Source organism: Vibrio crassostreae, assembly GCF_041439375.1.
Lineage (GTDB): Bacteria > Pseudomonadota > Gammaproteobacteria > Enterobacterales > Vibrionaceae > Vibrio > Vibrio crassostreae_D.
The window spans coordinates 22513-44539 of record NZ_JBGONY010000019.1; the positions used below are offsets into that span (position 1 = coordinate 22513).

Genomic DNA, 22027 nt, shown 5'->3' on the forward strand with positions numbered 1-22027 from the left:
TAAAGTTAAGTAGATCAAAACTAAAAAGACTCCGCTCTAGCATTTGGCTAACAGTGGAGTCTTTTTGTATGGCTTCTAAAACAAGCTCAGCTTTTAGAAAGGATGATACTTAAATACGTCTTCAACCATTGAGTTAAGTAAATCGATGTCGTCACAGGTTTTTGCGTAGGTACGTAGACCTGCGATCTGAACTTGAACATGACGAGCAAGCTGAGCAGGTTCTCGATCTTTTCTGATCTCACCTAGCTCTTGCGCTTCTGCAATCAACTTAGCGAACTCACTTTCCATTACCTTTAGTGATTTCTTCGCTTCTGCTAATAGCTCTGCGTGTTCATTAGTCAGCTCTGCGACCGTTTTTGCCAGCATACACATGCCGTTTGGCGCACTCTGTTTTGATTCGACAACGGCACGTTTTACGAAGTTTTCCAGCGCTTTGATAGGCGAGTCTGTTTCGCTGCGGAAACGGTTCAGATTGAGGATACCAAGTTCGGTATAGCGAGCTAGCGTCTCTTTAAACAAACCTTCTTTGCTGCCAAAAGTCGCGTAGATGCTACCCGGACGCATATCAATCACGTCTTGCAGATTACGCATAGAAGTCGCATGAAAGCCTTTTTCCCAATACAGGTTCGTTGCTTTATCTACTACATCCTGTCTATCGAATTTCGCGGTCTTGGCCATAACATCTACTTCATTAATCTGAACATATGTTCAATATTTTATGCTGAACGCTCGTTCCAGTAAAGGTATGTTTTGCTCGACTTAATTGCCGGTCTTGCACCTTACTGGTGCATAAGGCGCTTGATTGAATGCAATTTATGACGAGCTTTGACAGCTTCTACGGTGAAATATTTCTCAATGTCTGATGAAGGCTAGTCGTCGACAACTTCGACGGTTTTATGTTGCGCACCGTAATAGGTGCCTTCGTCGATGGTGTACATCAAAGTTGCTTCACATTCAGGGCAGTCGAACTCTTCATTGGGCTCGATGGCTTCCTCTTCTACCCACTCCCATCCAATGTGTTCTTCGCAAGCTGGACAGTCCATAAATACCTCAGGTTATGCTTTTTAGTTGATTGAATTGTTAACTTTTCGGGGCGGCATTATACATAGTTGCTGCTCAATATGTAGTGAGTAATCAGCCGAACCTGAGTGTTTCCCTACCCCTTTAGTATTAATAAAAAGCGTAATTTTTCAGTTACTTGCGTCGGGAATATGTTGTTGCACGGTTTTTGTGTTCGATAAGGTTGCATAGCTAACAGATTTATAAATAAACCAATGAATTTTATAAGGTTAAATGCTAGCGTTATCGATTGCCGATAACATGGCACGGTAATTGATAAAACTAAAGATTATATGATCTTAGTAAAAGTACACCGTTTTAGAAGTGTGTCTAATTACATTACAGATAAAGATTCGTTAGCTGCTAGGAAATAACAATGAAATTAACCGATATGTCTTTTAAGCAAAAAATCATCGCTTTGCTTATTTTACCGATCTTAGGGTTTCTATGGCTGAGTGCTTCTACGATTTCTAAAAGCGTAGAAACGACCAGCGAAATGTCGTCATTAAACCAACTGACTCGTTTGTCGGTTGTGTACAGCGAACTTGTACATGAGCTACAAAAAGAACGCGGTATGACGGCAGGTTTTATCGGCTCACAAGGTACGAAGTTTGTTAGTGAGCTGCGAGCGCAAAGAACAAGTGCGGATAACAGACGCAATCAGAGAGCTGAGTACTGGCAGTCTGCAGAAATCGACTTACCCCAGATCTCCCGTCTGAACACTGAAATCAGCCAAAGCCTAAATCAAATTACGTCTATTCGTAATCGTGTTGATTCTCAGTCGATCCCACTTTCAGAGGCTTTAGGTTACTACACTAAACTGAATGCAAAACTGCTCAGCGTATCAGCTTTAATTGCTGAGTTAAGCTCCGATGCTACCATCACTACGGAAACCATCGCTTATTACAACTTCTTGCAAGGCAAAGAGCGAGCTGGTATCGAGCGTGCTGTCCTAAATAACACTTTTTCTAAAAATGAGTTTGGTCCAGGTATGCTGGTTAAGTTCATCTCTTTGGTGACACAGCAAAACACGTATTTCTCGAACTTTGAAGTTCTGGGTAACCCAGACAACGTTCGCTTCTTTCAACAACAATTAAATGACCGTTCGGTCGCGGAAGTCGAGAAGCTTCGTGATGTGGCTGAATCAAAAATGAGAGGTTTTGATGTAGACCCTGTGTATTGGTTCGCGCAATCAACTGCTCGTATTGTTCAGTTAAAGAAAACGGAGAATCAACTGGCTGAATCACTTATCGCGTTGACTGAAAACAAGGCGAGTGAAGCTCAATCTGCGATGTTTGCAAGTATTGCGGTATTTGTTGCAATTACTTTCTTTGCGACCTTTGTTAGCTTTAAAGTGATTACAGACCTAACGCTCCGAGTAAAAAATCTAACCTCAGTACTTTCTGTTGTTCGTGATGATAATGACCTAACGGTGAGAGCTAAGTATTTAGGAGAGAGTGAGCTAGGGCATATCTCTTCGTCTCTCAACGAAACGTTAGAGAAATTCTCTCAGGTAATAGATAACTTGTCTCAGTCTAGCTTGACACTTGCTTCTGCAGCTGAAGAGACGGCGCAAACTTGCCAATACAACTCCAACACCTTGGTTGAGCAGCAAGACCAAATTGGTTTGATTGCGACAGCAACAGAGGAGCTATCGGCAACGGTGAACGAGGTCGCGGCTAAAACTCAGCAAACAGCAAGCTCAGCTAAATTGGCTGATGAACAATCACAAGCAGGTTTGAGCACGGTTCAGCACTCTTACCACTCGATTGAGATCTTGGCTTCTGAGATTAACGGCCTCGCTGAAAAAATCACTCATCTACACGAAAGTAGCAATAACATTAACAGCGTGATTGATGTGATTAAGTCGGTTGCTGACCAAACCAACTTACTCGCACTAAACGCAGCGATTGAAGCAGCACGTGCTGGTGAACAAGGCCGTGGTTTTGCCGTGGTTGCAGATGAAGTACGTACTTTGGCACAACGTACCCAAGAATCTACCTTGGAGATTGAAGGCTTCATTAGTTCTCTACAATCAGATGTACAAACTGCGTTTAATGTAATTGATAATAGCAAGAAGATGTCTTCAAGAGCGGTGGAGGATTCTCGAGGCGTAGAGCAGACGCTGCAAGATATTTCAGGCGCTGTGAGCGAGATATTCAGTATGACAGAGCAGATTGCGACTGCAACCGAAGAGCAAGCGGTAGTGACTCAAGATATTGCTCAAAACGTCATGGCAGTAGAGCAGAAGTCTACAGAATCTACGACCGGTGCAACGCAAATTGCTGCGACAGCGAAAGAACAAGCTGAATTGGCAACATCGCTGAAAGAGCTCTCGAATACGTTTAAGAGTTAACCTTTTAAAAACAGCCAACGGCGGTTCGATTAGAGCCGCCTTAGTAAAAACTAAAAAGCCCGTGAATCTTAGGATTCACGGGCTTTTTTATCAGCAATGTTTGGGCTAACCCATAAGCTCTACCCCATAAACCAAGAGATAAAAATCAACGCCCCAAAGCCGAATGTTGCCATCAATGCCGTGTCGCCACCGGCTGCGGTATAGCTGCCTTCAGTTTGTAGATGAGGGAAGTCAGGTCTACGAACTTTAACTACCATTGCGAGTGGGCCCCAGATAGCTAGGAACACCAGCACCATACCTGCGTAGTCCAACATGCTTACAAATTGGCTAGCGAACAGCTCGGCTAATACCAAAGGTAAGATGAAGGTTAGAGCATAAGCCAACGCTTTATTGTTGGTGACGGCATCTTTGTTTTGGTCGTAAAGCGCCATAGATACACCAAGGAAAGAGGTCACTAACGCTAGAGCTGAGAACAGTGCAATAACTACTTTTAGCCAAGCAGATTGCCCGCTAAACGCAGAGATCAACTCAGATATATTGTGGAACTGGCTGATCGCATCTGTGCCAAGGTTACCGATAATCGCGAATAACCAAGTTAGGTAGCACACTAGCGGGATCACAGAGCCTAGCAAAATCATATTGCGGATCTGCTTTTGAGTGGCTTCTCGGTTGTAGATAACCAGTGACGGGATTACCACCATAGAGGCAAAACTGGTAAAGATAACCGCACTGTATTGAACGACATCGTTGGCTGTGTAGTTGCTAGTTTGAGTTAGGTAATCCAAACGAATGTTGCTAAATAGAGAAGCAATCACAATAAACAACATGACTACCATCAAGATGAATAGTCCGCGATTCAGTTTGTCGATGTAGGATTTACCCGATACTACAATCACACCCATCAATAGGCTGAAAATGGTATAGGCAACAGATGAAGATATGTCTACGCCAACATCGAGTAGTAGCTTGTGAATGATGTCACCAACACCCAAGATATAAGCGATGAGCATGCATACCAACAGCAGGTAGAAGAGTGCATTGATAAAATGTTTCCCTTTGCTGCCCAAAGTCAGGTAAGCAACACTGCTCATGCCACTGTTGTCTTTGGTTTTGGTGCAGGCTTCTGCGAGTAGCAGTGCTGAGTATGTGGTGCCAATAAAGATAAGTAGCATCAGCACCGAGCTGATCATGAACCCAAATTGGGCCAACACCATTGGGATGGCTAACATACCAGCCCCTAATGCAGTTCCCGAAAGGATTAGGGAACTGCCGAATAATTTCATATTCAAGAAAAACAACCTCTAGCTATCCAATTAGTTTTTATTTGGATTGTAAATATTTGTTGCCAAGCCTAACAAATTACTCAGTAAAATTAGGGGTTAATTTCTAATAAATTTTGATTTTTTCTAAAAACGTTACGAAGAGATTTTTACTTGTTATTGGTGCTCCTTGTATGTATTCGTCTGGTGATTTTATTTAGCGCTTGGTTAACATTTGTTAATTATTGAACGATTTAGAAGTAGATCCACTTAGCTAGTAAAAAGTATGTTTTTTGAGTGGTTTGTTTTTATTTCATCAAGTTCATATCTTACTTTTTCTAAGTCTGGTTGGGTAATGTTGGTAACTAGCCTTCTATGGTTGAAATAGGTACTTAGAGACCTTTCCAATTTGAGCTTAAGGGCGGGAAACTAGGAAAAGAGGGGCATGAAGTATAATTTCGTATTGACCTGACTATAGCTTCATAGTTTACCTTATAGATAGAAATGAGGGAGAAGTGCATGTATCGCATATCTGAATTAGCTGAACTTGTTGGCCTGAGTCGCTCCACATTGTTGTATTACGGCAAGCTAGGTTTGATTGAAGCTCAACGCCAGAGTAATGGTTATCGCCTTTTTTCTGAAAAGGATCTGCAGCGTGTTCGCTTGTTACAGCAGCTGCAAGCGGGCGGGTTAACGCTTAAAGAGTGCCAAGCCTGTTTAGATGCAAAGATAGAACGTGGCTTGTTGGAAAATCGTCTTAAGCAACTGGACGAAGAGCTTGTGCAAAAACAACGTTCACGAGATTTATTAGCAGCAATGCTGGGTGAGAGCGGCTTAGAAGAGTGGCATGAGTCGATGGACAAGATTGCGCCAGATGCACACCTCGATTGGTTAATTAAGCAGGGTTTTGATGAGAAACAGGCGCTGCGATTGAAGTGGTTATCGAAAGACATGAATGAACATGAACAATATATGGCGGATTTTGGCGCCATCTTCGAGGGTTTAGATCGCTTAGGACCTGGAACGGCTGAAGATACCTTAGAGGCATTTGTCAAAGTGCCTAGTTCACCGGAACAGGTACTTGAGATTGGTTGTGGCAAAGGCATTGCAACAACTGTGTTAGCGAGAGCCATTAAAGAACATCAAGCGGATGTGCAGATAACAGCGGTAGACAACGATCAACCTAGTTTAGATATTCTGACTCAGCAAGCACAGGCATCTGGCTTAGAAAGTAATGTTCAAACCGTGTGCGCAAGCATGATGGATTTACCGTTTGAAGCGAAGTCGTTCGACCTGATCTGGTCAGAAGGCAGTGCCTACATCATGGGTGTCCAGAAAGCACTTAAACAGTGGCGAAAGTTACTTACTGATGACGGCATATTGGTCGTGAATGATTTGGTGTGGAACACCGAGAACCCGAGCGAACCAGTCAAAGCATTCTGGCAGAAAGAATACCCAGACATGACGACGGTACCTGAGCGAATTAAACAAGCAAAAGCAGAGGGTTATCAAGTATTGGATGACTTCGCGATGAGCGACGCCGGTTGGCTCGCCTATTACCTGCCTTTACAAAAGCAAGTCGAGGCTTTGAAAGCGACGATGCCGAATTCTAAAGCGCTCGCAGATTGCGACAATGAAATTAAACAATTCTTCAATAACAGTAAACCTAAGAGTGATCTTTCAGAAGGTTCTCAAGGCTCTGGGCTGCGTGATTTTGATTATCATTTTTTTGTGTTGAAGAAAGTACATTAAGTGAAGAACACCATGAAATTTAGACAATATGATTCAAGCGAGATCGAAACTATCACTCGCCTTTTTACTCAAACCTTTACGGATTCAGAAGGCGAGAACGAAGGTAAAACAGTGGGTAAGCTTGCCAACGATCTTTTAACGATCACGGATTCGACAGAGCTACTTTGCTTTGTTGCTGAAGATGATTCTAGTGAGTCAGATACGGATAGCACGATTATAGGCGCGATTATCTTTACACCACTTTCATTTGACGATGAAACGAAGGCATATTTGCTTTCACCAGTAGCGGTGAGTACTCAGGTTCAAAAACGTGGTATTGGCCAAAAGCTGATTAACTTTGGTTTACAGGTTCTTAAGGAGCAGGGCGTTGAACTTGCTGTGACATACGGTGACCCTAGTTACTATTCCAAAGTTGGCTTTGGGCAAATTACCGTTGAGCAGATCCCTGCGCCATTTAAATTGAGTTTCCCTCACGGTTGGTTGGCTCAGTCGTTGATTGGCGGTGAAGTTAAAGTAACAAGTGAAAAATCGAATTGCGTTAAAGGCTTGGCTCATGCTGAATATTGGTAGTTGCTTGAAATAAAAATTGAGAAGTAGAGAAAGCCCAATAGGTGTTTCCTATTGGGCTTTGTTGTATTGTTCGGATTAAGTAATTTGATTGCCTATTAATTGGCGTGTAATGCTGCCTTAAGTCGTGCCAATGCATCATTTAATACTTCAGCAGGACACCCTAGGTTCAAACGGATAAACCCAGAACCTTCCTCTCCAAAGGCACAACCCATACTCGGTACAATTCCGGCTGCAATGAGTTTTTTCTCAAGCTCAGTGTCACTTATTTCCATTGCTCGGCAGTCAAGCCATGCGAGGTAAGTCGCTTGAGGTTTTACAAAGCGAACATGAGGTAGTTCTGCTTTCAAGAATCCATGCAGCGTTTCGATGTTGCCTTGCAAATATTGCTTTAAGTCCGCTAGCCAAGTATCACACTCTTGATATGCCGTGGTCGCAGCGGACATTGATAGGTTGTTGAAGCAATCCATGCCATGAGCATCTAAACGGCGAACAAACTGCTCTTTCAATTCTGCATTTGGAATGATGAAGTTAGAGATTCTTAATGATGACAAGCCAAAAGTTTTACTGGCCGCAGTCGCCACAATAAGTTTGTCGGTTAGCGAACTTGGTAGTTTCAATGTTGAATGGAATATGTTGGATGCTAGCGCTAGGTCGCTCCAAATTTCATCACTGATTAGCCATACACCGTGTTTTTGGCAAAGCTCGGCAACTTGCAGGATCTCTTGTTCGCTCCATACTCGGCCTGTTGGGTTGTGTGGGTTGCAGAAAATCAACGCTTTGGCTCCACTCGCAAAGCAGTCTTCCAAATGTGCGATATCAAGCTGGTAATGACCTTCTGATTCAATCAATGGGTTGTTCAGCACCTTACGATCATTCAGTTCGATGATCTTACGGAATGAACCGTAGCCCGGGCTTTGAATAACGATTTGGTCATTCACTTGTGTGAGCATTTGCAACGCCATAGCAATACCGGGCAAAACGCCGTGTACCGTGGTGATCCACTCTCGTTTGATTTCTGTTTGATGTTGTTTTTTAAACCAATCAATCGCGGCTTGGTAGTAGTCGTCTTGACGTTCTGAGTAACCAAAAATACCATGCGAAATATCTTGAGCTAAGCGATCTAATACTTGTTGAGGTGCTTGGAAATCATAGTCAGACACCCACATTGGCAGCAACTCGGAGCCTTCTAAGCCAAGCTTCTGCTCCATAAAGTCCCACTTTACCGACCCTGTATTTCGGCGGTTAATCGTATTGTCGAAAGAATTCATAGGATGTGAGCCTTATTTAGTGCTGTGAGCTAGAAAAGTTTCTACGGAGTTTTCTGACTGTTCAGGCTTTGCGCGTGCAATACCAAACCCAGTGAAGCCATAAATCAGAGCGAAAACGACACCGGTGTAACATTGGATTGCCCAAGGTAGGTAATCTAGCGTCGCAACACCTAGTGTGCTTGCCATGTAAATACCTGCCGCAGTCCAAGGAACCAGTGGTTCGATGATTGTGCCTGCATCTTCGATGGTTCTAGATAGGTTTTTGGTGTCGAGCCCCATCTTGCGGTAAGCGTTTTGGAACAGTTCGCCTGGAATAAGAAGTGCTAATTTACCGTCAGAGGTCGTGAAGACTACTGTGATGGTTGCAATCACAGTTGATGCGATAAGTTGGCCTGTTGAGTGGATGAGATGTAGGAATCGACCCAGTACCACATTCAACGCGCCCGTCAGGCTTAAAATACCAGCGAAAGAGAAGGCACAGAACACCAGTAGAATGGTGCTCATCATTGAGAACAGGCCACCACGGTTAAGCAGTTTTGATACGTCTGGGATTAGCCCATCAGTCACTGTTCCTTTTGCTTCAAACAATGAAACATTGAAGCCGTCGACATAAGCTTGGAAGCCTTGTTGTAGAGAGAATCCTTGTAGAACCATTCCCAGTACAATCGCTAGTGCTGAAGCTCCTAACATTAGTGGTAGAACGGGTTTCTTAGTTAATGCACCCCATAGGATCATAACTGGTGGGATGATAAGGAAGATACTGAAGTTATAAAGGCTATCTAGCCCCGCAAGGATTTGCGTTACTTTCTCTGGCTGACCAATGTTTGCCACATCAGCGCTTTGTCCTGCAAAGAAGAAGACAACAGAAGCAATCACAAACCCCGGTAGTGTTGTGTAAAGCATGTGCTGAATGTGTTCGTACAGTGTGGTGCCTGAAACGACAGGTGCAAAGTTTGTGGAATCAGAAAGAGGCGAGATCTTGTCGCCAAAGTAAGCACCAGATACAACAGCACCCGCTGCGGCAGCAAGTGACACGTCTAAACCTGCCGCAACCCCCATCAATGCAACACCAACCGTACCTGCAGAACCCCATGAAGTACCAGTACATACCGAGACGATAGAAGTTACGAAGAATGCGGCGATCAGGATGTATTCAGCACTGATGACTTTAAGCCCCCAGTAAACCATGTATGGGATGGTGCCGCTGATCATCCAACTGGCAATGAGGCCGCCTACGGAAACTAAAATCAAAATGACGGGCATGGCTTTAGCAAGTTTCTCAACAATGGCGTTGATGATGTCATCCCAGTTATAGCCCATTTTCCAAGCAATGCATGCAGTGAAAGTTGCAGAAATCAGTAGTAGCACTTCAATGCGAAGTCCTAAAACACCGTATCCAATAGCAAGCAACGCAAACATAACGGCTATAGGTGCTAGTGCTAATCCGAACGATGGTAGAGGCTTTGAGTTATTCATATTTGTTGTCCTCAGGTGAATGTAGGGTTTGTTCGGAGTGGATAATAAGTGGGCTCTAGCATTGAAAGTGAGACTTCAATACTGTTTTCATGTAAGCGGTTACATGAGGTTCGTACATGAGATTTCGGTCACGTTTTGTCTAATTTTAGCGCTTGATTGGCTTAACGGTCTGCCTTTCAACCAAGGTTGTTTCGAATTTATGTTGTGTTGGCGGTACGTAACCCGCTGACTTTAACTTAATTGCGAGGTTGGCTGCGTAGGTCGACATTTCATCAATAGGATTGTGCATTGTGGTTAATCGAGGATAAAGGTAGCGAGCGAGTAAGACGTCGTCAAAGCCGATCACCGAAATATCGTTGGGTACAGAGATACCTTGGTCTTGCAGGCTGGTCATTAAGCCTGCGGCCATCACATCATTAAAGGTGACAGCTGCGGTAACCTCAGGACATTGACTCGCCAAAATGTCGCCAGCCGCTTCACCGCCTGACTCACTAAAGTTTTGGCTGATGATCCAGTTGGGTTGTATTTCGATATTGGCCGCTTTCATGGCCTCTCGGTAGCCTTCCAATCGATCGGTTCTGTCTTGAATGGGCAGGTCGCTGGACACATAAGCTATTTTTCTGTGCCCAAGCTTGATCAGGTGTTGCACTGATACTTGAGTGCCTAGTCTATTGTCTACCCATACTGAGCGGTTCGATACTTGGGCGATGGTGCGGTTGAGCAGTACCATCGCGGGTAACTGAGCGGTGTAGCGTAATAGCGTCGCGTCATCGAGCATTTTTGAGTGAACCACCATCGCCTCGCAGCCTTGGCTGATAAGAAAGTCGAGACCTTCTTTCTCGCGCTGAGCATTGTGGCCGCCGCTAACTACAACCAGTTGATAGCCGTTGGTTCGGGCAACTTCTTCAACACTTTTTGCAACTAGTGCAAAGAAAGGGTCAGCTAAATTGCCGGTTAATAAACCTAAGGTGTTGCTACTTCTATTCGCCAGAGCGGTTGCTCGTGCATCACGATGGTAATTAAGTTCTTTGATTGCTCGTTCTACACGTTCTAACGTGATTGGTTCGACATAGCAGGTACGGTTCATTACTCGTGAAACGGTTGCTGTTGAAACTCCGGCAAGTGCCGCTACATCTTTGATAGTTGCCACGTCGGACTCCGCTAGGCATAGAAAGGCTGAGAGTGTAGCGAATCTTTGCTGTTAAAAATGTTAATAAGGTCAAACCTTATTCATGATTATCACGGTATCTAGGGCAGGCCTGACACTCTCTAGTGTGTATGCTTAGCGATTATCTTCGCTAGTGTCACTACCCCTTCTTTCCACTCTTTGCTCTCTTCAATATTGGCGACAGTGAAGCGAAGGCAATGTTTATATTGGTCATTCGTCCCAAACACTGTGCCGGGTAAAATCCCCAACTTATGCTTTAAACAGTCTTGATAGACCGCGTAGCTATCGACTGACTCAGGCAGTGTTATCCAGTTTAAAAAAGAGCCTTCAGGTCTTGATAAGTGGTAGCGCTCGACAAGGTGAGGGTGACTATCCAATGCTTGAATTAAAAGGCTTTGGAATTGCTTTTGATTGGTTTGGTAAAGCCGTTTCATTTTCGAAAGGTGACTGCGGTATTTGCCTGTGGTGAGGAACTGCCCCACTGCCGATTGCATTAGGTTGGAACTCCCCATGTTGTCGCACAAGAGGTACTTTTCGATCAAAGGCTGGTAACGACCGGATAGTAGCCAGCCGACTCGCAAGCGTGAGTCTAAGGTTTTAGACAATGAGTTGACGTAGATAACTCTATCTTGATCATCAAGCTCTTTGAGGCTGGCAATTGGTGCGTCAAACGCTAAGCTGCCGAAAACATCATCTTCGATAATAGGCAAAGATCCGGTTATCTCCAACAAGGCTTTTCGATTAGCAAGAGGCATTCTAGAGCCTGTCGGATTGGTAAAGTTTGGCGTTAGCAGTAAGGTTTTCACTTCCCATTTGTCTAACGCGCTCTGTAGTGATGGAATATCAATACCGTGGCTAACACTGCTTGGAATCTCAAGGGCTTGCAAGCTAAGCGACTCAAGTAAAAGTAGATTACCGAAGTAACATGGTGACTCGACGGCCACTATGTCGCCGGGCTTGGTGAGCGCACGCAGAGCCAGGCTGATCGCCTGTTGAGCACCATGAGTAATCGCAATCTCTTTCGATCCCGCAGGCACACCAAGATCATGGGTGATCTTTAACAATTGCTTTACTAACTGCTCATCTCCAGGAGGCAGTTGGTAATAACCGGGAAGCTGAGTTTGCAAACGGCTATGCCGACCGATTTCGGCGTACAAGCTACGAATCGCAGGGTTATTGATGTTCGGGTGTGCTGAGCCTGCCAGCAACTTCAGACGACCTTTTGGACGAGAGAGTACAGACTTGGTGACCGACAACAGGTCAACTTTTTGAGGTTGGTTTGGCGAATCCCAGCTTGTGGTGTTGGGTGCTTTCACGCGATAGCCAGATTTAGGTACTGAGTAAACCCAGCCTGTCGCTTCCAGTTCTTGGTAGGCACGAATCACGGTATTTTTACTCACGCCAAGCTGTTCGCTTAACTGACGAATTGAGGGAAGGCGATCGTCTGGATGAAAGAGTCCTTTATCGATCTGAGCCTTAATATGTTGTTCGGTAGCAAGGTATTTATTGCCGCTGACTTCTGCTTCCACGTTATTCTCCCTCGTTGCTCACTTTTAATCTGTAACCATTTAAAGTGTTATATCTGTGTCTTTATTAGTTATCTGTACCCAACTAAGGTAGCAGCATTGATGAAGAGTTGACTAGAGGTTTGTAATGCTGATTAAAATGATTCCGTTTGTGTTTGTAATATTGTGGTCGTCAGGCTTTGTCGGCGCACGTCTTGGTGTGGAATACGCCGAACCCGCAACATTACTTTCACTGAGGATGGCAGCCAACGTGGCGCTGTTCTTGGTTTTGATTGCAATCCTTAAGCGTCGTATCCCTCGTGGTCGAGCATTCTTCCACGCTTGTGTGGTCGGCATCTTGATTCATGGTTTCTACCTTGGTGGCACCTATCTGGCGATTGATATGGGTATGCCCGCCGGGCTGAGTTCTCTACTTGTTGGCTTGCAACCGATTCTTACCGCATTGATTATGATCAGCTGTACTTCTCAGCGTTTTAATTTTGCACAGTGGTTGGGATTAGCGCTTGGTTTTGCGGGTATCAGTTTGGTGTTGATGGGCAATATTGAATGGCAGTCAGACGACCAAAAAGGCTTGGCAACGTTATTGTGTTTGGTTTCTTTAGTGGGTATTACCTGCGGCACTCTGTATCAGAAGCGTTTTTGTCAGGGGACAGATATGGTCGGCGGTGCGATGGTCCAATACTTGGCTTCTGCTGCGCTGTTTCTACCGTTCGCAATGCGTTACGAAACGATGCAAGTGAACTGGACTGTAGAATTCACGTTGACTCTAACCTGGCTGGTGGTTGTTCTGTCTTGTGTTGCAATCCTTTTGCTGCTTTACATGGTAGAGCACGGTGCATCTTCAAGTGTGGCATCAGTGTTTTACTTGGTGCCACCGACGACAGCAATTCAAGCCTGGCTCATCTTTGGGGAATCGTTCGACTTCTACGGGGCAATGGGCTTCGCGTTGTCAGCAACAGCTGTGTATTTGGTGGTGAGGAAGCCGGAGTTAATTAAGGTCCGCAGACGAACAGCGTTAGAGAGGTAGTCTGTATAGCAAACTAATTCTACTTAAAGCTGATTACTAGAAACAAAAAAGAGCCTGAATATTCAGGCTCTTTCTGTATCAAATATTGGCTAGCGACTTTTTATTAGCGCTTCATCAAGCAAGCGTATGCCGTAGTAAACGGCGCTTCTTGGTATTGTTTAAGGCCAGTTTCTTTGAACTTCATCATTAGAGGGTTACGTTTAAGGCTCTCTTTGATGTCAGCCGGTGATACAACGGTTACGTCTAGGCCGTCGATCAGTTGAATTGCTGCTTCTAGTTTGAAACCAAAGCCACCACCAGCAAATTTGCCTTTAGTTTGGCGCTGACGAATTACAACTTTATCTACTTGGTAATCTTCCATTAACTTTGCAAAAGAGAATTGAAAGTCTTTCATATTCTGTGTGTCGTTTGCGTCGCTAATTGAAACTTTAGAAACTCGGCAATCAGGAATGTTAAATACACCATCTGATAGAGAAAGAAGACAGATGACTGCATCGTTACCTTTGATTTCAACACCACAAATTTTCATGTTCTTACCTACTTATTTTAGAGCCCTACATTATGGTGTTATTTCTCACACTTCTCCAGTATTTGCGTGTATCAGCGGAAAATAAGTCTAAATCAGAGCATGCCTTAACGTTTGGGAGTTGAGCTATGGTCGAATAATCACCACGAAATTTGACGATATCGTTTGCTATGAGATGAGGCTCACAAATCCTTAGCGAGACTTCATATGTGTGCTGTATATTGCGCGCGCATCCCTATTTGAAGTGTGGTTATTAATCCCAATGAATATCAATAATCTTTCGATTAAGAGTAAAATCGCGATCCCGCTGTTTGTGATTGTGATTGTTTTTTCTACTGTTACTGTGCTCAACGTTATCAGATCAAATGCTCAAGCTGCGATTAATAACGAGCTCAATAATGTGGTTCAGCCAGTCCTAGATAACCTAGAAGATGGCTACCGAGATATCTACCAGATTATCGCTTCGGCACAAGGTCTGTTGCTTGCTAAAGACCAAGCGGCGATCGAGTACCAAAAGTTTGAATTTAAAGACAACGCTTACAAAGCGGTTCCTCGTTTTCAAAGTGTTGAAACCTTATATCAAGCGGGCGTGTTGGATCCATCTTCACGTGATGAGTTATCAAAGCTTGTTAATGCGATGAGCAAGTGGGTGGCACTGCACGAGCCAATGTTCGCTGATCCAGCAAACGCAGACCAATACAATATTGATTACTCACCTGCATTAGATGCTGAGTTTGCAACTATTCGTAAGCAACTGCGTGATATCCGAACTCTGATTGAACTGAAGCAGAAAGAGCTTCGCCAACAAGCCGACGATTCGATTGAATCAAGTAAGTTGATCATTGAAGTGGGTATGGCGGTTGCTATCTTAGCAGCGTTGTTTGCGATGTGGCTGTCGAATCGTTTTATTATTCGTCCAATTCAAAATGTCGAAAAAGCGATGAGCGAGATTGCTTCTGGCGACGGCGATTTATCACAGCGTATGCATGTTGAGGGCAATGACGAAATTGCACGTTTGAGCTCTGCGTTTAATCAATTTGTCGGTAAGATTCACGTGACAGTTGAGCAAGTTATCTTAGCGTCAAATGCGGTTCGTTCAGAGATGGAAAACATCAAATCATTGACTCAAAGTGTTGCTCTTTTCTCTGCTAATCAACAACAAGAAAGTGAAGTAGTGGCTGCGGCAGTACATGAAATGCAAGCGACCAGTGAAGTGGTCAGCGGTAACGCACTGGATGCGGCCACAGCAAGCAATGTAGCAAACCATGAAGTGGAATCTGCGGATACTACATTAGGTTTAACTGTCACTTCAATTGAGCGTTTAGCGCAAGATATTGAAAATGCGGGTGGTGTGGTTCAAGAGTTGGATACCGATGTGAAGAACATCGCTTCTATTTTGGGAGTTATCAAAGGCATTGCAGAGCAAACCAATTTGTTGGCATTGAATGCGGCGATTGAAGCGGCACGTGCGGGTGAACAAGGTCGTGGTTTTGCGGTTGTGGCCGATGAAGTTCGTGCGCTTGCGAGCAAAACTCAAGACAGCACCGGTGAAATCCAATCAATGATTGAACGCTTAGAAGTGGGTGCGAAACATGCGGTTGGCGTGATGACTGAAAGCAAAGTGAGTGGCGAGAAAACCATTGTTCAAGCCGGAACGGCGGCGTCTTCCTTGAGTGAGATTCGTAACTCAATTGGCAAGATGAATGAGATGAACACGCAGATTGCCACAGCGGCTTCCCAGCAATCTCAAGTGTCGGAAGAAGTGAATCAAAACGTCCAACGTATCGCAGAAAGCACAATGCAAATGGTAGAGATGGCGAGCAGTGCTGAGAACGCATGTATGGCGTTGGCAGAACAGTGTGAAGCGCTTGATAGCCTTGTTTCTCAGTTTGAAGTTTAATTTTCAAAGCTAAACAGACGAATATGAGCTGATACTGGTTGTTCGTTTGAATTCCATTAATCAGCGCTGAACGACAAAAAAGCTCGTGCTCAATGAGTACGGGCTTTCTTTTAGATGCTAGGTCGGTTTTGAGACCTAATTAATCGTTCGGTATTAGCTGCTACGGCCGTCTTTATATGTGTAACGGTAGTCAACTTTTACGTTCGCTTGGTAGTGGGTGTCGCCGCTCATGTTAGTGATTTTCTTCACTTCCATATTCGCATCATCAATCTTGAACGAATCGTATTTGGTTGTTTGTTGGAACTGTGGCAGTTCTCTTGAAAGCTCAAAAGGTGTTTTTGCGCTTAACTCATCCATAAGGTTCGTGCCTGCATCGTATGCTTCCGCTTCAGTAACAAATGTATCAGATTTTAGCGTTGTTTCTTGAATCGTTGTTTTAGTTGCTGCAAACGCTGTAGTGCTGAGAACAAGAGTTGACGCAAGTATGATTAATTTTTTCATAGGAGTACCCCTTACTTTATTGAAGTACCTGTGTTCCGGTACAGAACCAACTTACCAATTAAGTGGTTGGATGAGTGTCAGAGGACAATACGATTTTGTTAGTGTTCAGTAAGGAGTTTTGAGAAATGTCAGGTATTGGTTGGCGTTATTTTAATCAGTTGTGGCTAGCGAATATTTATGCGTAACGCATATCAAGTAAGGTGACACTGATATATATCTTCAATACACTGTATGGGTAACCATCGTTAAACATAGGGTAAAAGTATGGCCAATTGGGAAGGGGTAAGTGAGTTTGTTGCCGTGGCGGAGCGTGAAAGCTTTACGGGAGCGGCGCAGAAGCTTGCTACGTCAGTTGCTCAAATCAGCCGAAGAGTGGCTAACTTAGAAGAGCGCCTAGCGGTCAAACTATTGAATCGAACTACACGTAAAGTCTCTCTAACTGAAGCCGGACAACTTTATTACCAACAATGTAAATTATTGGTTGAAGGATTAGAAATTGCTGAGCTTGCTGTTACTCAAATGCAATCCACCCCAAAAGGGCTTTTGAAAGTCACGGCACCAGTGACTTATGGTGAACGTCAACTGGCTCCGATTCTGCATAAGTTTTTAAAATTGTATCCGCAAGTTGAACTAGAACTTATGTTAACAAACCAAAAGCTTGATCTTATCGACTCAGGTGTTGATGTAGCAATTCGTCTCGGTCGATTAGAAGATTCTAGCCTCGTAGCCAAAAAGCTATCTCAACGACAACTTTATGTGTGTGCTAGCCCTGAGTACATCGAACGCTATGGTGAGCCTCATACACTCTCGGAGCTGAGTAACCACCAATGTCTAGTGGGTGGCTTTGAGCATTGGCGTTTTAAAGAAAACAAACGCCCACGAGCAGTGCGAGTTAATGGACGTATCAAGTGCAATAGTGGTTTGGCTTTGCTAGATGCAGCCAAGCAAAGCATCGGTTTAGTGCAATTACCAGAATATTATGTGAGTGAAGACCTTGAGTCTGGTGAGTTGGTTGAAGTGTTGTCTGATTATCGTGATGACAAAGAGGGTATTTGGGCACTTTATCCACAGAATCGTAACTTATCTTCTAAGGTGCGCTTGCTGGTGGACTTCCTTTCTGAGCAGTTGGATTAGTTTATGACCTAAAGCCTCCACCGATAAAAAACGGGCTTCAGAATAGAGATTCTGAAGCCCGATTACTTTAGAGAGGATAGCTTTGAACGTTGAGGAGTGTTCACCTGCTCGACATTAGACTGTGAAGCGATCCACCAAGTGGTACAGCTCATTGGCACGACTGTTGAGGTTTTGGCTACCTGCACGGTTTTGGTTTGCTAGTGCAGCCGATTGCGAGCTTTGATCTGAAATCACCACAATGCGTTGAGATATCTCTTGGCCCACAATATTTTGCTGTTCAGTTGCTGTAGCAATAAGCGAGTTCATGTCCATGATGGTATCGATTGACTCTTGGATTTTCGCCAGCGCCGCGGCAGCAGCGTTTGCTTCTTCCACCGTTTGAGCACTACGGTTTTGGCTTGAATCCATTGCTTTTACCGCGGCGTCTGAAGCGGCTTTGAGCTGCTCAATCATCTTGTGAATGTCGCCCGTGCTCTCTTGAGTTCGGCTTGCAAGCTTACGAACCTCATCCGCAACAACTGCGAACCCACGACCTTGTTCACCTGCTCGGGCTGCTTCAATTGCTGCATTCAATGCGAGTAGATTGGTTTGCTCTGCAATGTCTTGAATTACCGCCAACGAAGAGGAGATATTCTGCACATCGCCCTCTAAACGAGACACCACGGTGTTGGCTTCTGATACTTCGCTCGCCAGGCCTGCAACCGAATCGGCAGCTGCGTTCACTATTTGCTGCGCTTCTTTTGCGTTGCCCTCTGCAAGTTTCGCTGAATCGGCCGCTTGACTTGCGTTGCTTGAGATTTCTTGCGCCGTTGTGGTCATCTCCGTCATCGCCGTTGCAACTTGTTCTGTCTCTTCACGTTGCCCTGTGGCAATTTCGTCAACCTGCGCAGCGCGCGAAGACATGCTAGATGTCTCGGCTACTACTTGCTGACCCACATCACTTACGCTGCGAATGATGGTTTGCAGGCTTGCTACAAAGGCATTGAAGTTCTCGCTCAGTTTAGTGAACTCTGGCGCTTTGAAGGTTTCCATTCGAGCGGTTAAGTCAGCTTCGCCACTCGCGAATGCGCTGATTGAACGGTCAAACTGCTCAAGTGGCTTCATAATTGTTCGGTTAACTGCTACTGCAAACACGGCAACCACAAGGGCGATTAATCCACAGAAAATAGCGATGGCAGTCAGTGAGCTTTGTAGTGCAGCGTTCGAGCTCTCTTTCATTTCTGCAATGACCGCATCGATGTCGTCAGTATAAAACCCCGTACCAAGCATTAAGTCCCACTGCGGAATGAATATCGAGTAGCTGAGTTTTGGTAGGGCTTCAGATTGACCAAGTTTAGGAAAGTAGTAGGTGGTGAATTCGCCAAGCTTCGAGTTCTTGATTAGGTCGCGAATCAGGTAATTGCCTTTTTTGTCTTGTAGGTCGTAATAGTTTTTACCAATGCCATCGTTATTTTGTCCAACAACCACTCGAACGCCTTTAGAGTCGTAGCCAAAGATGTAGCCAGACTCGCCATATTCGAGTGTTCTTAATGTCGGTAAGGCTTCTTCTAATGTTGCACCTCTTTCCAAGAACGGGCTGATAGAAGATTGAGCCATTTGCAGATACGCTTTGAGTTCCTTTTCTTTCATCGCCATCATATTGCTACGCGTCGATTCTACTTGTTGTGCGGTTAGCTCGGTACTCTTCATATACGTCACGCTCATCATCCCGATTGCCATCAATAGCAGTGGAATGAAAGAGAGAATATAAAGGCGGTTTTTGATGGTTAGGGTCATGTCACGCTTCCTGTGTGATTGTCTCATGCAATTTTCAACACATTATTAATGTGGTTTCAAAATGTAAATGGGCTTGTTGTTTAATTGTTACCCTAGCGTGTTTTTGTTTTATAAATATGATGACGGTTAGATTTTTTTGGTGAGAAGCCTTGCAACTAGAGGCTTAAGGGCGAAAAAGTGAGTTTGTATCGATGCTTTTGAATTCGACTCTGCTTTGTTAGAATGCGACGCTTTGTAGCACCCTGCTATGTCTATTCGTTAAGTGAGAAAGATTCATGAACAAAAGCCATGTGACTATTGGTTTAACTAACCCAAAGAGCCCGACAAACGTTGGTGCTGTTATGCGCGCGGCTGGTTGTTACCAAGTCGACGAAGTTAAATACACAGGGCAACGCTACGAAAAAGCCGCTAAATTTCACACCGATACCAAGAGTGCTGCGCGAACCATCCCGTTGACCGGTGTTGAGTCGTTTTTAGACAATCTTGATCCTGAAACTAAGATCATTTGTGTGGAACTAGCAGAAGGTGCAACACCACTGCCGCGTTTTAAACACCCAGAAAACGCTATCTATATCTTTGGCCCTGAAGATGGTTCTATTTCTCAAGATGTTGCCGATAGAGCGGATCACGTGGTGTACGTACCAACAGTTGGTTGCATGAACTTGGCTGCGACGGTGAACGTGTTGCTTTATGATCGCCTTGCGAAATCCGATGAAATGGATGAGAGCAACGAGCTGATTAAGAAAAGCCGTGATAATCGTAATCATCTGCTAATCAAAGAAAAGTAAATCTCTGCTTCTAGTGTTATCTATCCCGTACGCAATCGGATATTATCTTGAGTTCATCACTAGATAATTGAAGGGTTAGATAACACCATGGAAGACAAGCAATTACTTGCCGCGTTGCAGCAACACCCTGTCCTCGATCTATATCAGTTATTTCAAGAAGTTGGTCAAAACAGCTCTCTGTACGTATTACTAGAGAGGTTATCTTCCCTTAAAGAACACCATCAGCTGAGTACTCGTCTTAGCCCTTTAAAGCCACATATCGAAGGGTTGCTAGCTCAATTTGATGACACAACGCCGGATAGTGAGATTCTAAGCGCTGTCGCTATCCAATCTGAGATCCAACAGCGTGGTCATAGTATGAGTCGTTACATCATGACATCCGACAATCATCGCCATTTTTCACCTCAAGCCGATCTAGTGATGTTTGGCGATTCGATTACTGAGTGGGCGCCATGGGCTGATATTTTCCGTGATATTTCTATGGTTAACCGCGGCTTGGCTGGAGATACCACATCAGGTATGTTGCGACGTATTGACACCACGTTGAATGTGAATCCAAAGCTAGTGTGTTTTATGGCAGGGATAAACGATTTAGCGCAAGGTTATGATGTCGACCATATCTACCAGAACTACATTGATATGCTTGAAGTGTGGCAAGAAAACGATATTCGAATCTTGGTGCAATCAACGCTTTATGTTGGCTCTAAACTGCAAGGGTTGAATCCGTCGGTTGAACGGCTCAATAGAAAAATAAGCGAGTACTGCGATCAGCAAGGTATCGCGTTCTTAGATGTGAATTCAGTATTGTCGCCGAATGGACTTCTTTCTAATGAATACTCGTGTGATGATTTGCATTTGAATGCTAAGGCTTATCAAGCTTGGGCTGAGGTACTTCAATCTACGATAGAAGAGTTATTAAAATAAACTCATGTAAAGTAGCTAATTAAACAGATAGACAGCTTAGCCAATACCAAAAAATCTAACTCCTATATTTGTTTCGCGAGCTATAAGGACATTAATTTGAACCTAAGACAACTGGAAGTCTTTTACGCCATTATGCAGACAGGCACGGTATCTGGTGCTGCACGTAATCTGCATGTTTCTCAGCCCAACGTTACTCGTATTCTTGCTCATACTGAGCAGCAGCTTGGGTTTGGATTATTCGAACGGGTGAAAGGGCGTTTAGTTCCTACCATTGAAGCCAAAGCGCTACTGCCAGAAGCCGAGAAGGTGTATCAGCAATTAGGTCAATTTCGCTCTTTGACCAATAAAGTTAAACAAGGGCAACAGCACTTACGTATTGGGGCGCCTCCTATCCTTGCCACCAAATTGCTGACTCCGGTAGTAGCCCAGATGTCACGGGATCAACAGTCCGGCACACAAAGACTTTCGTTTGAGTTGCTGACCGCAAACCGAGATGAGTTGTGTGAAGGTTTACTCAAGCATGAACTTGATATTGCGATTGCTTTTGGCGATGAAACGCCGCCCGCGATATTAAGTGAAGTGTTGTTGGTTCAATCTCTTAAGGTGCTAGCTCCTGCAGGTATGGTTGAATCGTTATCTGAAGCGCCGACCCTCGAAGAACTTATCGAACACTCTTTGCCTATCATTGGGCTTGATAGCAGGGACCCTATTGGTTTGCTTCTCCATCAGAATCTTTCTGCTCGTGATAGCCGTTATCATCACCCTATTTCAGTTCGTAGCTATAGCGCAGCGGCAGAGCTCGTCAAGCACCAAGCGGGATTTGCGATTGTCGACCCTTGGACTGCGGAGCACTATCAAAACGATGAGTCGATTTGTGTGTTGCCATTGCAACCTGATATTCAATTCTCGGTTTCTATACTTTGCGCAGAGCACACTCCTCAGTCTATTTCTGTTAAGCAGTTCATCACTTCATTCAAGAGCAATATTTACCCTATAACCTAAGGTTATAGGGTGCCG

Annotated in this window: 19 protein-coding genes; 9 read left to right on the plus strand and 10 right to left on the minus strand. The window is 44.4% G+C overall.

Features of this window, described 5'->3' with window-relative positions; all coding sequences use genetic code 11:
• Positions 1-93 precede the first annotated feature (93 nt).
• Positions 94-678 (minus strand): TetR/AcrR family transcriptional regulator, encoded by a 585-nt coding sequence (locus ACED45_RS10255; RefSeq protein WP_371713941.1) that lies wholly within the window; start codon positions 676-678, stop codon positions 94-96.
• Between the two features lie 191 nt (positions 679-869).
• The gene (locus ACED45_RS10260; RefSeq protein WP_186728027.1) at positions 870-1043 is read right to left on the minus strand and encodes a hypothetical protein; all 174 of its coding nucleotides are present in this window, start codon (positions 1041-1043) and stop codon (positions 870-872) included.
• A 392-nt stretch (positions 1044-1435) separates the two neighbouring features.
• Between ACED45_RS10260 and ACED45_RS10265 the strand changes: the two genes are divergently transcribed.
• Positions 1436-3415 (plus strand): methyl-accepting chemotaxis protein, encoded by a 1980-nt coding sequence (locus ACED45_RS10265; protein WP_371713942.1) that lies wholly within the window; start codon positions 1436-1438, stop codon positions 3413-3415.
• Between the two features lie 119 nt (positions 3416-3534).
• Here the strand turns inward: ACED45_RS10265 and ACED45_RS10270 are convergent, their stop codons facing one another.
• Positions 3535-4698, minus strand: coding sequence for an amino acid permease (locus ACED45_RS10270; RefSeq protein WP_371713965.1), 1164 nt, complete (start codon positions 4696-4698; stop codon positions 3535-3537).
• A gap of 495 nt (positions 4699-5193) precedes the next feature.
• On the opposite strand from ACED45_RS10270, the gene ACED45_RS10275 reads away from it, so the two are divergent.
• Positions 5194-6426, plus strand: a complete 1233-nt coding sequence (locus ACED45_RS10275) for a MerR family transcriptional regulator (protein WP_371713943.1) — start codon at positions 5194-5196, stop codon at positions 6424-6426.
• Positions 6427-6996, plus strand: coding sequence for a GNAT family N-acetyltransferase (locus ACED45_RS10280; RefSeq protein WP_371713944.1), 570 nt, complete (start codon positions 6427-6429; stop codon positions 6994-6996).
• Between the two features lie 95 nt (positions 6997-7091).
• Here ACED45_RS10280 and ACED45_RS10285 read toward each other — a convergent pair whose 3' ends face one another.
• The 4 genes from ACED45_RS10285 to ACED45_RS10300 form a co-directional block, all read right to left on the minus strand.
• The gene (locus tag ACED45_RS10285) at positions 7092-8264 is read right to left on the minus strand and encodes a MalY/PatB family protein (RefSeq protein WP_371713945.1); all 1173 of its coding nucleotides are present in this window, start codon (positions 8262-8264) and stop codon (positions 7092-7094) included.
• Between the two features lie 12 nt (positions 8265-8276).
• The gene (gene nhaC, locus ACED45_RS10290) at positions 8277-9740 is read right to left on the minus strand and encodes a Na+/H+ antiporter NhaC (protein WP_146490327.1); all 1464 of its coding nucleotides are present in this window, start codon (positions 9738-9740) and stop codon (positions 8277-8279) included.
• Positions 9741-9885: 145 nt separating this feature from the next.
• Entirely contained in the window at positions 9886-10890 is a 1005-nt protein-coding gene (locus ACED45_RS10295) for a LacI family DNA-binding transcriptional regulator (protein WP_019821382.1), read from the minus strand.
• Positions 10891-11009: 119 nt separating this feature from the next.
• Positions 11010-12437 carry an aminotransferase-like domain-containing protein gene (locus ACED45_RS10300; RefSeq protein WP_371713946.1) on the minus strand — a complete coding sequence of 476 codons (1428 nt, stop codon included), beginning with the start codon at positions 12435-12437 and terminating at the stop codon, positions 11010-11012.
• A 124-nt stretch (positions 12438-12561) separates the two neighbouring features.
• Between ACED45_RS10300 and ACED45_RS10305 the strand changes: the two genes are divergently transcribed.
• Entirely contained in the window at positions 12562-13461 is a 900-nt protein-coding gene (locus tag ACED45_RS10305) for a DMT family transporter (RefSeq protein ID WP_371713947.1), read from the plus strand.
• 103 nt (positions 13462-13564) lie between these two features.
• Here ACED45_RS10305 and ACED45_RS10310 read toward each other — a convergent pair whose 3' ends face one another.
• Positions 13565-13990 (minus strand): DUF3010 family protein, encoded by a 426-nt coding sequence (locus tag ACED45_RS10310; protein WP_017069797.1) that lies wholly within the window; start codon positions 13988-13990, stop codon positions 13565-13567.
• Between the two features lie 259 nt (positions 13991-14249).
• On the opposite strand from ACED45_RS10310, the gene ACED45_RS10315 reads away from it, so the two are divergent.
• Complete coding sequence (locus tag ACED45_RS10315; RefSeq protein WP_371713948.1) at positions 14250-15887, plus strand: methyl-accepting chemotaxis protein; 1638 nt, start codon at positions 14250-14252, stop codon at positions 15885-15887.
• Positions 15888-16040: 153 nt separating this feature from the next.
• On the opposite strand, the gene ACED45_RS10320 is transcribed toward ACED45_RS10315, so the two are convergent.
• Entirely contained in the window at positions 16041-16388 is a 348-nt protein-coding gene (locus ACED45_RS10320; protein WP_017111515.1) for a DUF3316 domain-containing protein, read from the minus strand.
• 264 nt (positions 16389-16652) lie between these two features.
• On the opposite strand from ACED45_RS10320, the gene ACED45_RS10325 reads away from it, so the two are divergent.
• Complete coding sequence (locus tag ACED45_RS10325) at positions 16653-17522, plus strand: LysR family transcriptional regulator (protein ID WP_060981068.1); 870 nt, start codon at positions 16653-16655, stop codon at positions 17520-17522.
• 114 nt (positions 17523-17636) lie between these two features.
• Here the strand turns inward: ACED45_RS10325 and ACED45_RS10330 are convergent, their stop codons facing one another.
• Positions 17637-19298 (minus strand): methyl-accepting chemotaxis protein, encoded by a 1662-nt coding sequence (locus ACED45_RS10330; RefSeq protein WP_146490331.1) that lies wholly within the window; start codon positions 19296-19298, stop codon positions 17637-17639.
• 275 nt (positions 19299-19573) lie between these two features.
• Between ACED45_RS10330 and ACED45_RS10335 the strand changes: the two genes are divergently transcribed.
• The 3 genes from ACED45_RS10335 to ACED45_RS10345 all read left to right on the plus strand — a co-directional run bounded on the left by ACED45_RS10335 (position 19574) and on the right by ACED45_RS10345 (position 22012).
• Positions 19574-20086 (plus strand): RNA methyltransferase, encoded by a 513-nt coding sequence (locus tag ACED45_RS10335; protein ID WP_371713949.1) that lies wholly within the window; start codon positions 19574-19576, stop codon positions 20084-20086.
• An 87-nt stretch (positions 20087-20173) separates the two neighbouring features.
• Complete coding sequence (locus ACED45_RS10340; protein WP_371713950.1) at positions 20174-21010, plus strand: SGNH/GDSL hydrolase family protein; 837 nt, start codon at positions 20174-20176, stop codon at positions 21008-21010.
• A gap of 96 nt (positions 21011-21106) precedes the next feature.
• Positions 21107-22012, plus strand: coding sequence for a LysR family transcriptional regulator (locus ACED45_RS10345; protein WP_371713951.1), 906 nt, complete (start codon positions 21107-21109; stop codon positions 22010-22012).
• Positions 22013-22027: the final 15 nt, after the last annotated feature.

Bases quoted from the DNA above. Each gene is read 5' to 3' on its own strand.
- ACED45_RS10255 (WP_371713941.1), bottom strand. From the start codon at position 678: ATGGCCAAGACCGCGAAATTCGATAGACAGGATGTAGTAGATAAAGCA.
- ACED45_RS10260 (WP_186728027.1), bottom strand. From the start codon at position 1,043: ATGGACTGTCCAGCTTGCGAAGAACACATTGGATGGGAGTGGGTAGAA.
- ACED45_RS10265 (WP_371713942.1), top strand. From the start codon at position 1,436: ATGAAATTAACCGATATGTCTTTTAAGCAAAAAATCATCGCTTTGCTT.
- ACED45_RS10270 (WP_371713965.1), bottom strand. From the start codon at position 4,698: ATGAAATTATTCGGCAGTTCCCTAATCCTTTCGGGAACTGCATTAGGG.
- ACED45_RS10275 (WP_371713943.1), top strand. From the start codon at position 5,194: ATGTATCGCATATCTGAATTAGCTGAACTTGTTGGCCTGAGTCGCTCC.
- ACED45_RS10285 (WP_371713945.1), bottom strand. From the start codon at position 8,264: ATGAATTCTTTCGACAATACGATTAACCGCCGAAATACAGGGTCGGTA.
- nhaC (WP_146490327.1), bottom strand. From the start codon at position 9,740: ATGAATAACTCAAAGCCTCTACCATCGTTCGGATTAGCACTAGCACCT.
- ACED45_RS10305 (WP_371713947.1), top strand. From the start codon at position 12,562: ATGCTGATTAAAATGATTCCGTTTGTGTTTGTAATATTGTGGTCGTCA.
- ACED45_RS10310 (WP_017069797.1), bottom strand. From the start codon at position 13,990: ATGAAAATTTGTGGTGTTGAAATCAAAGGTAACGATGCAGTCATCTGT.
- ACED45_RS10315 (WP_371713948.1), top strand. From the start codon at position 14,250: ATGAATATCAATAATCTTTCGATTAAGAGTAAAATCGCGATCCCGCTG.
- ACED45_RS10320 (WP_017111515.1), bottom strand. From the start codon at position 16,388: ATGAAAAAATTAATCATACTTGCGTCAACTCTTGTTCTCAGCACTACA.
- ACED45_RS10325 (WP_060981068.1), top strand. From the start codon at position 16,653: ATGGCCAATTGGGAAGGGGTAAGTGAGTTTGTTGCCGTGGCGGAGCGT.
- ACED45_RS10330 (WP_146490331.1), bottom strand. From the start codon at position 19,298: ATGACCCTAACCATCAAAAACCGCCTTTATATTCTCTCTTTCATTCCA.
- ACED45_RS10335 (WP_371713949.1), top strand. From the start codon at position 19,574: ATGAACAAAAGCCATGTGACTATTGGTTTAACTAACCCAAAGAGCCCG.
- ACED45_RS10340 (WP_371713950.1), top strand. From the start codon at position 20,174: ATGGAAGACAAGCAATTACTTGCCGCGTTGCAGCAACACCCTGTCCTC.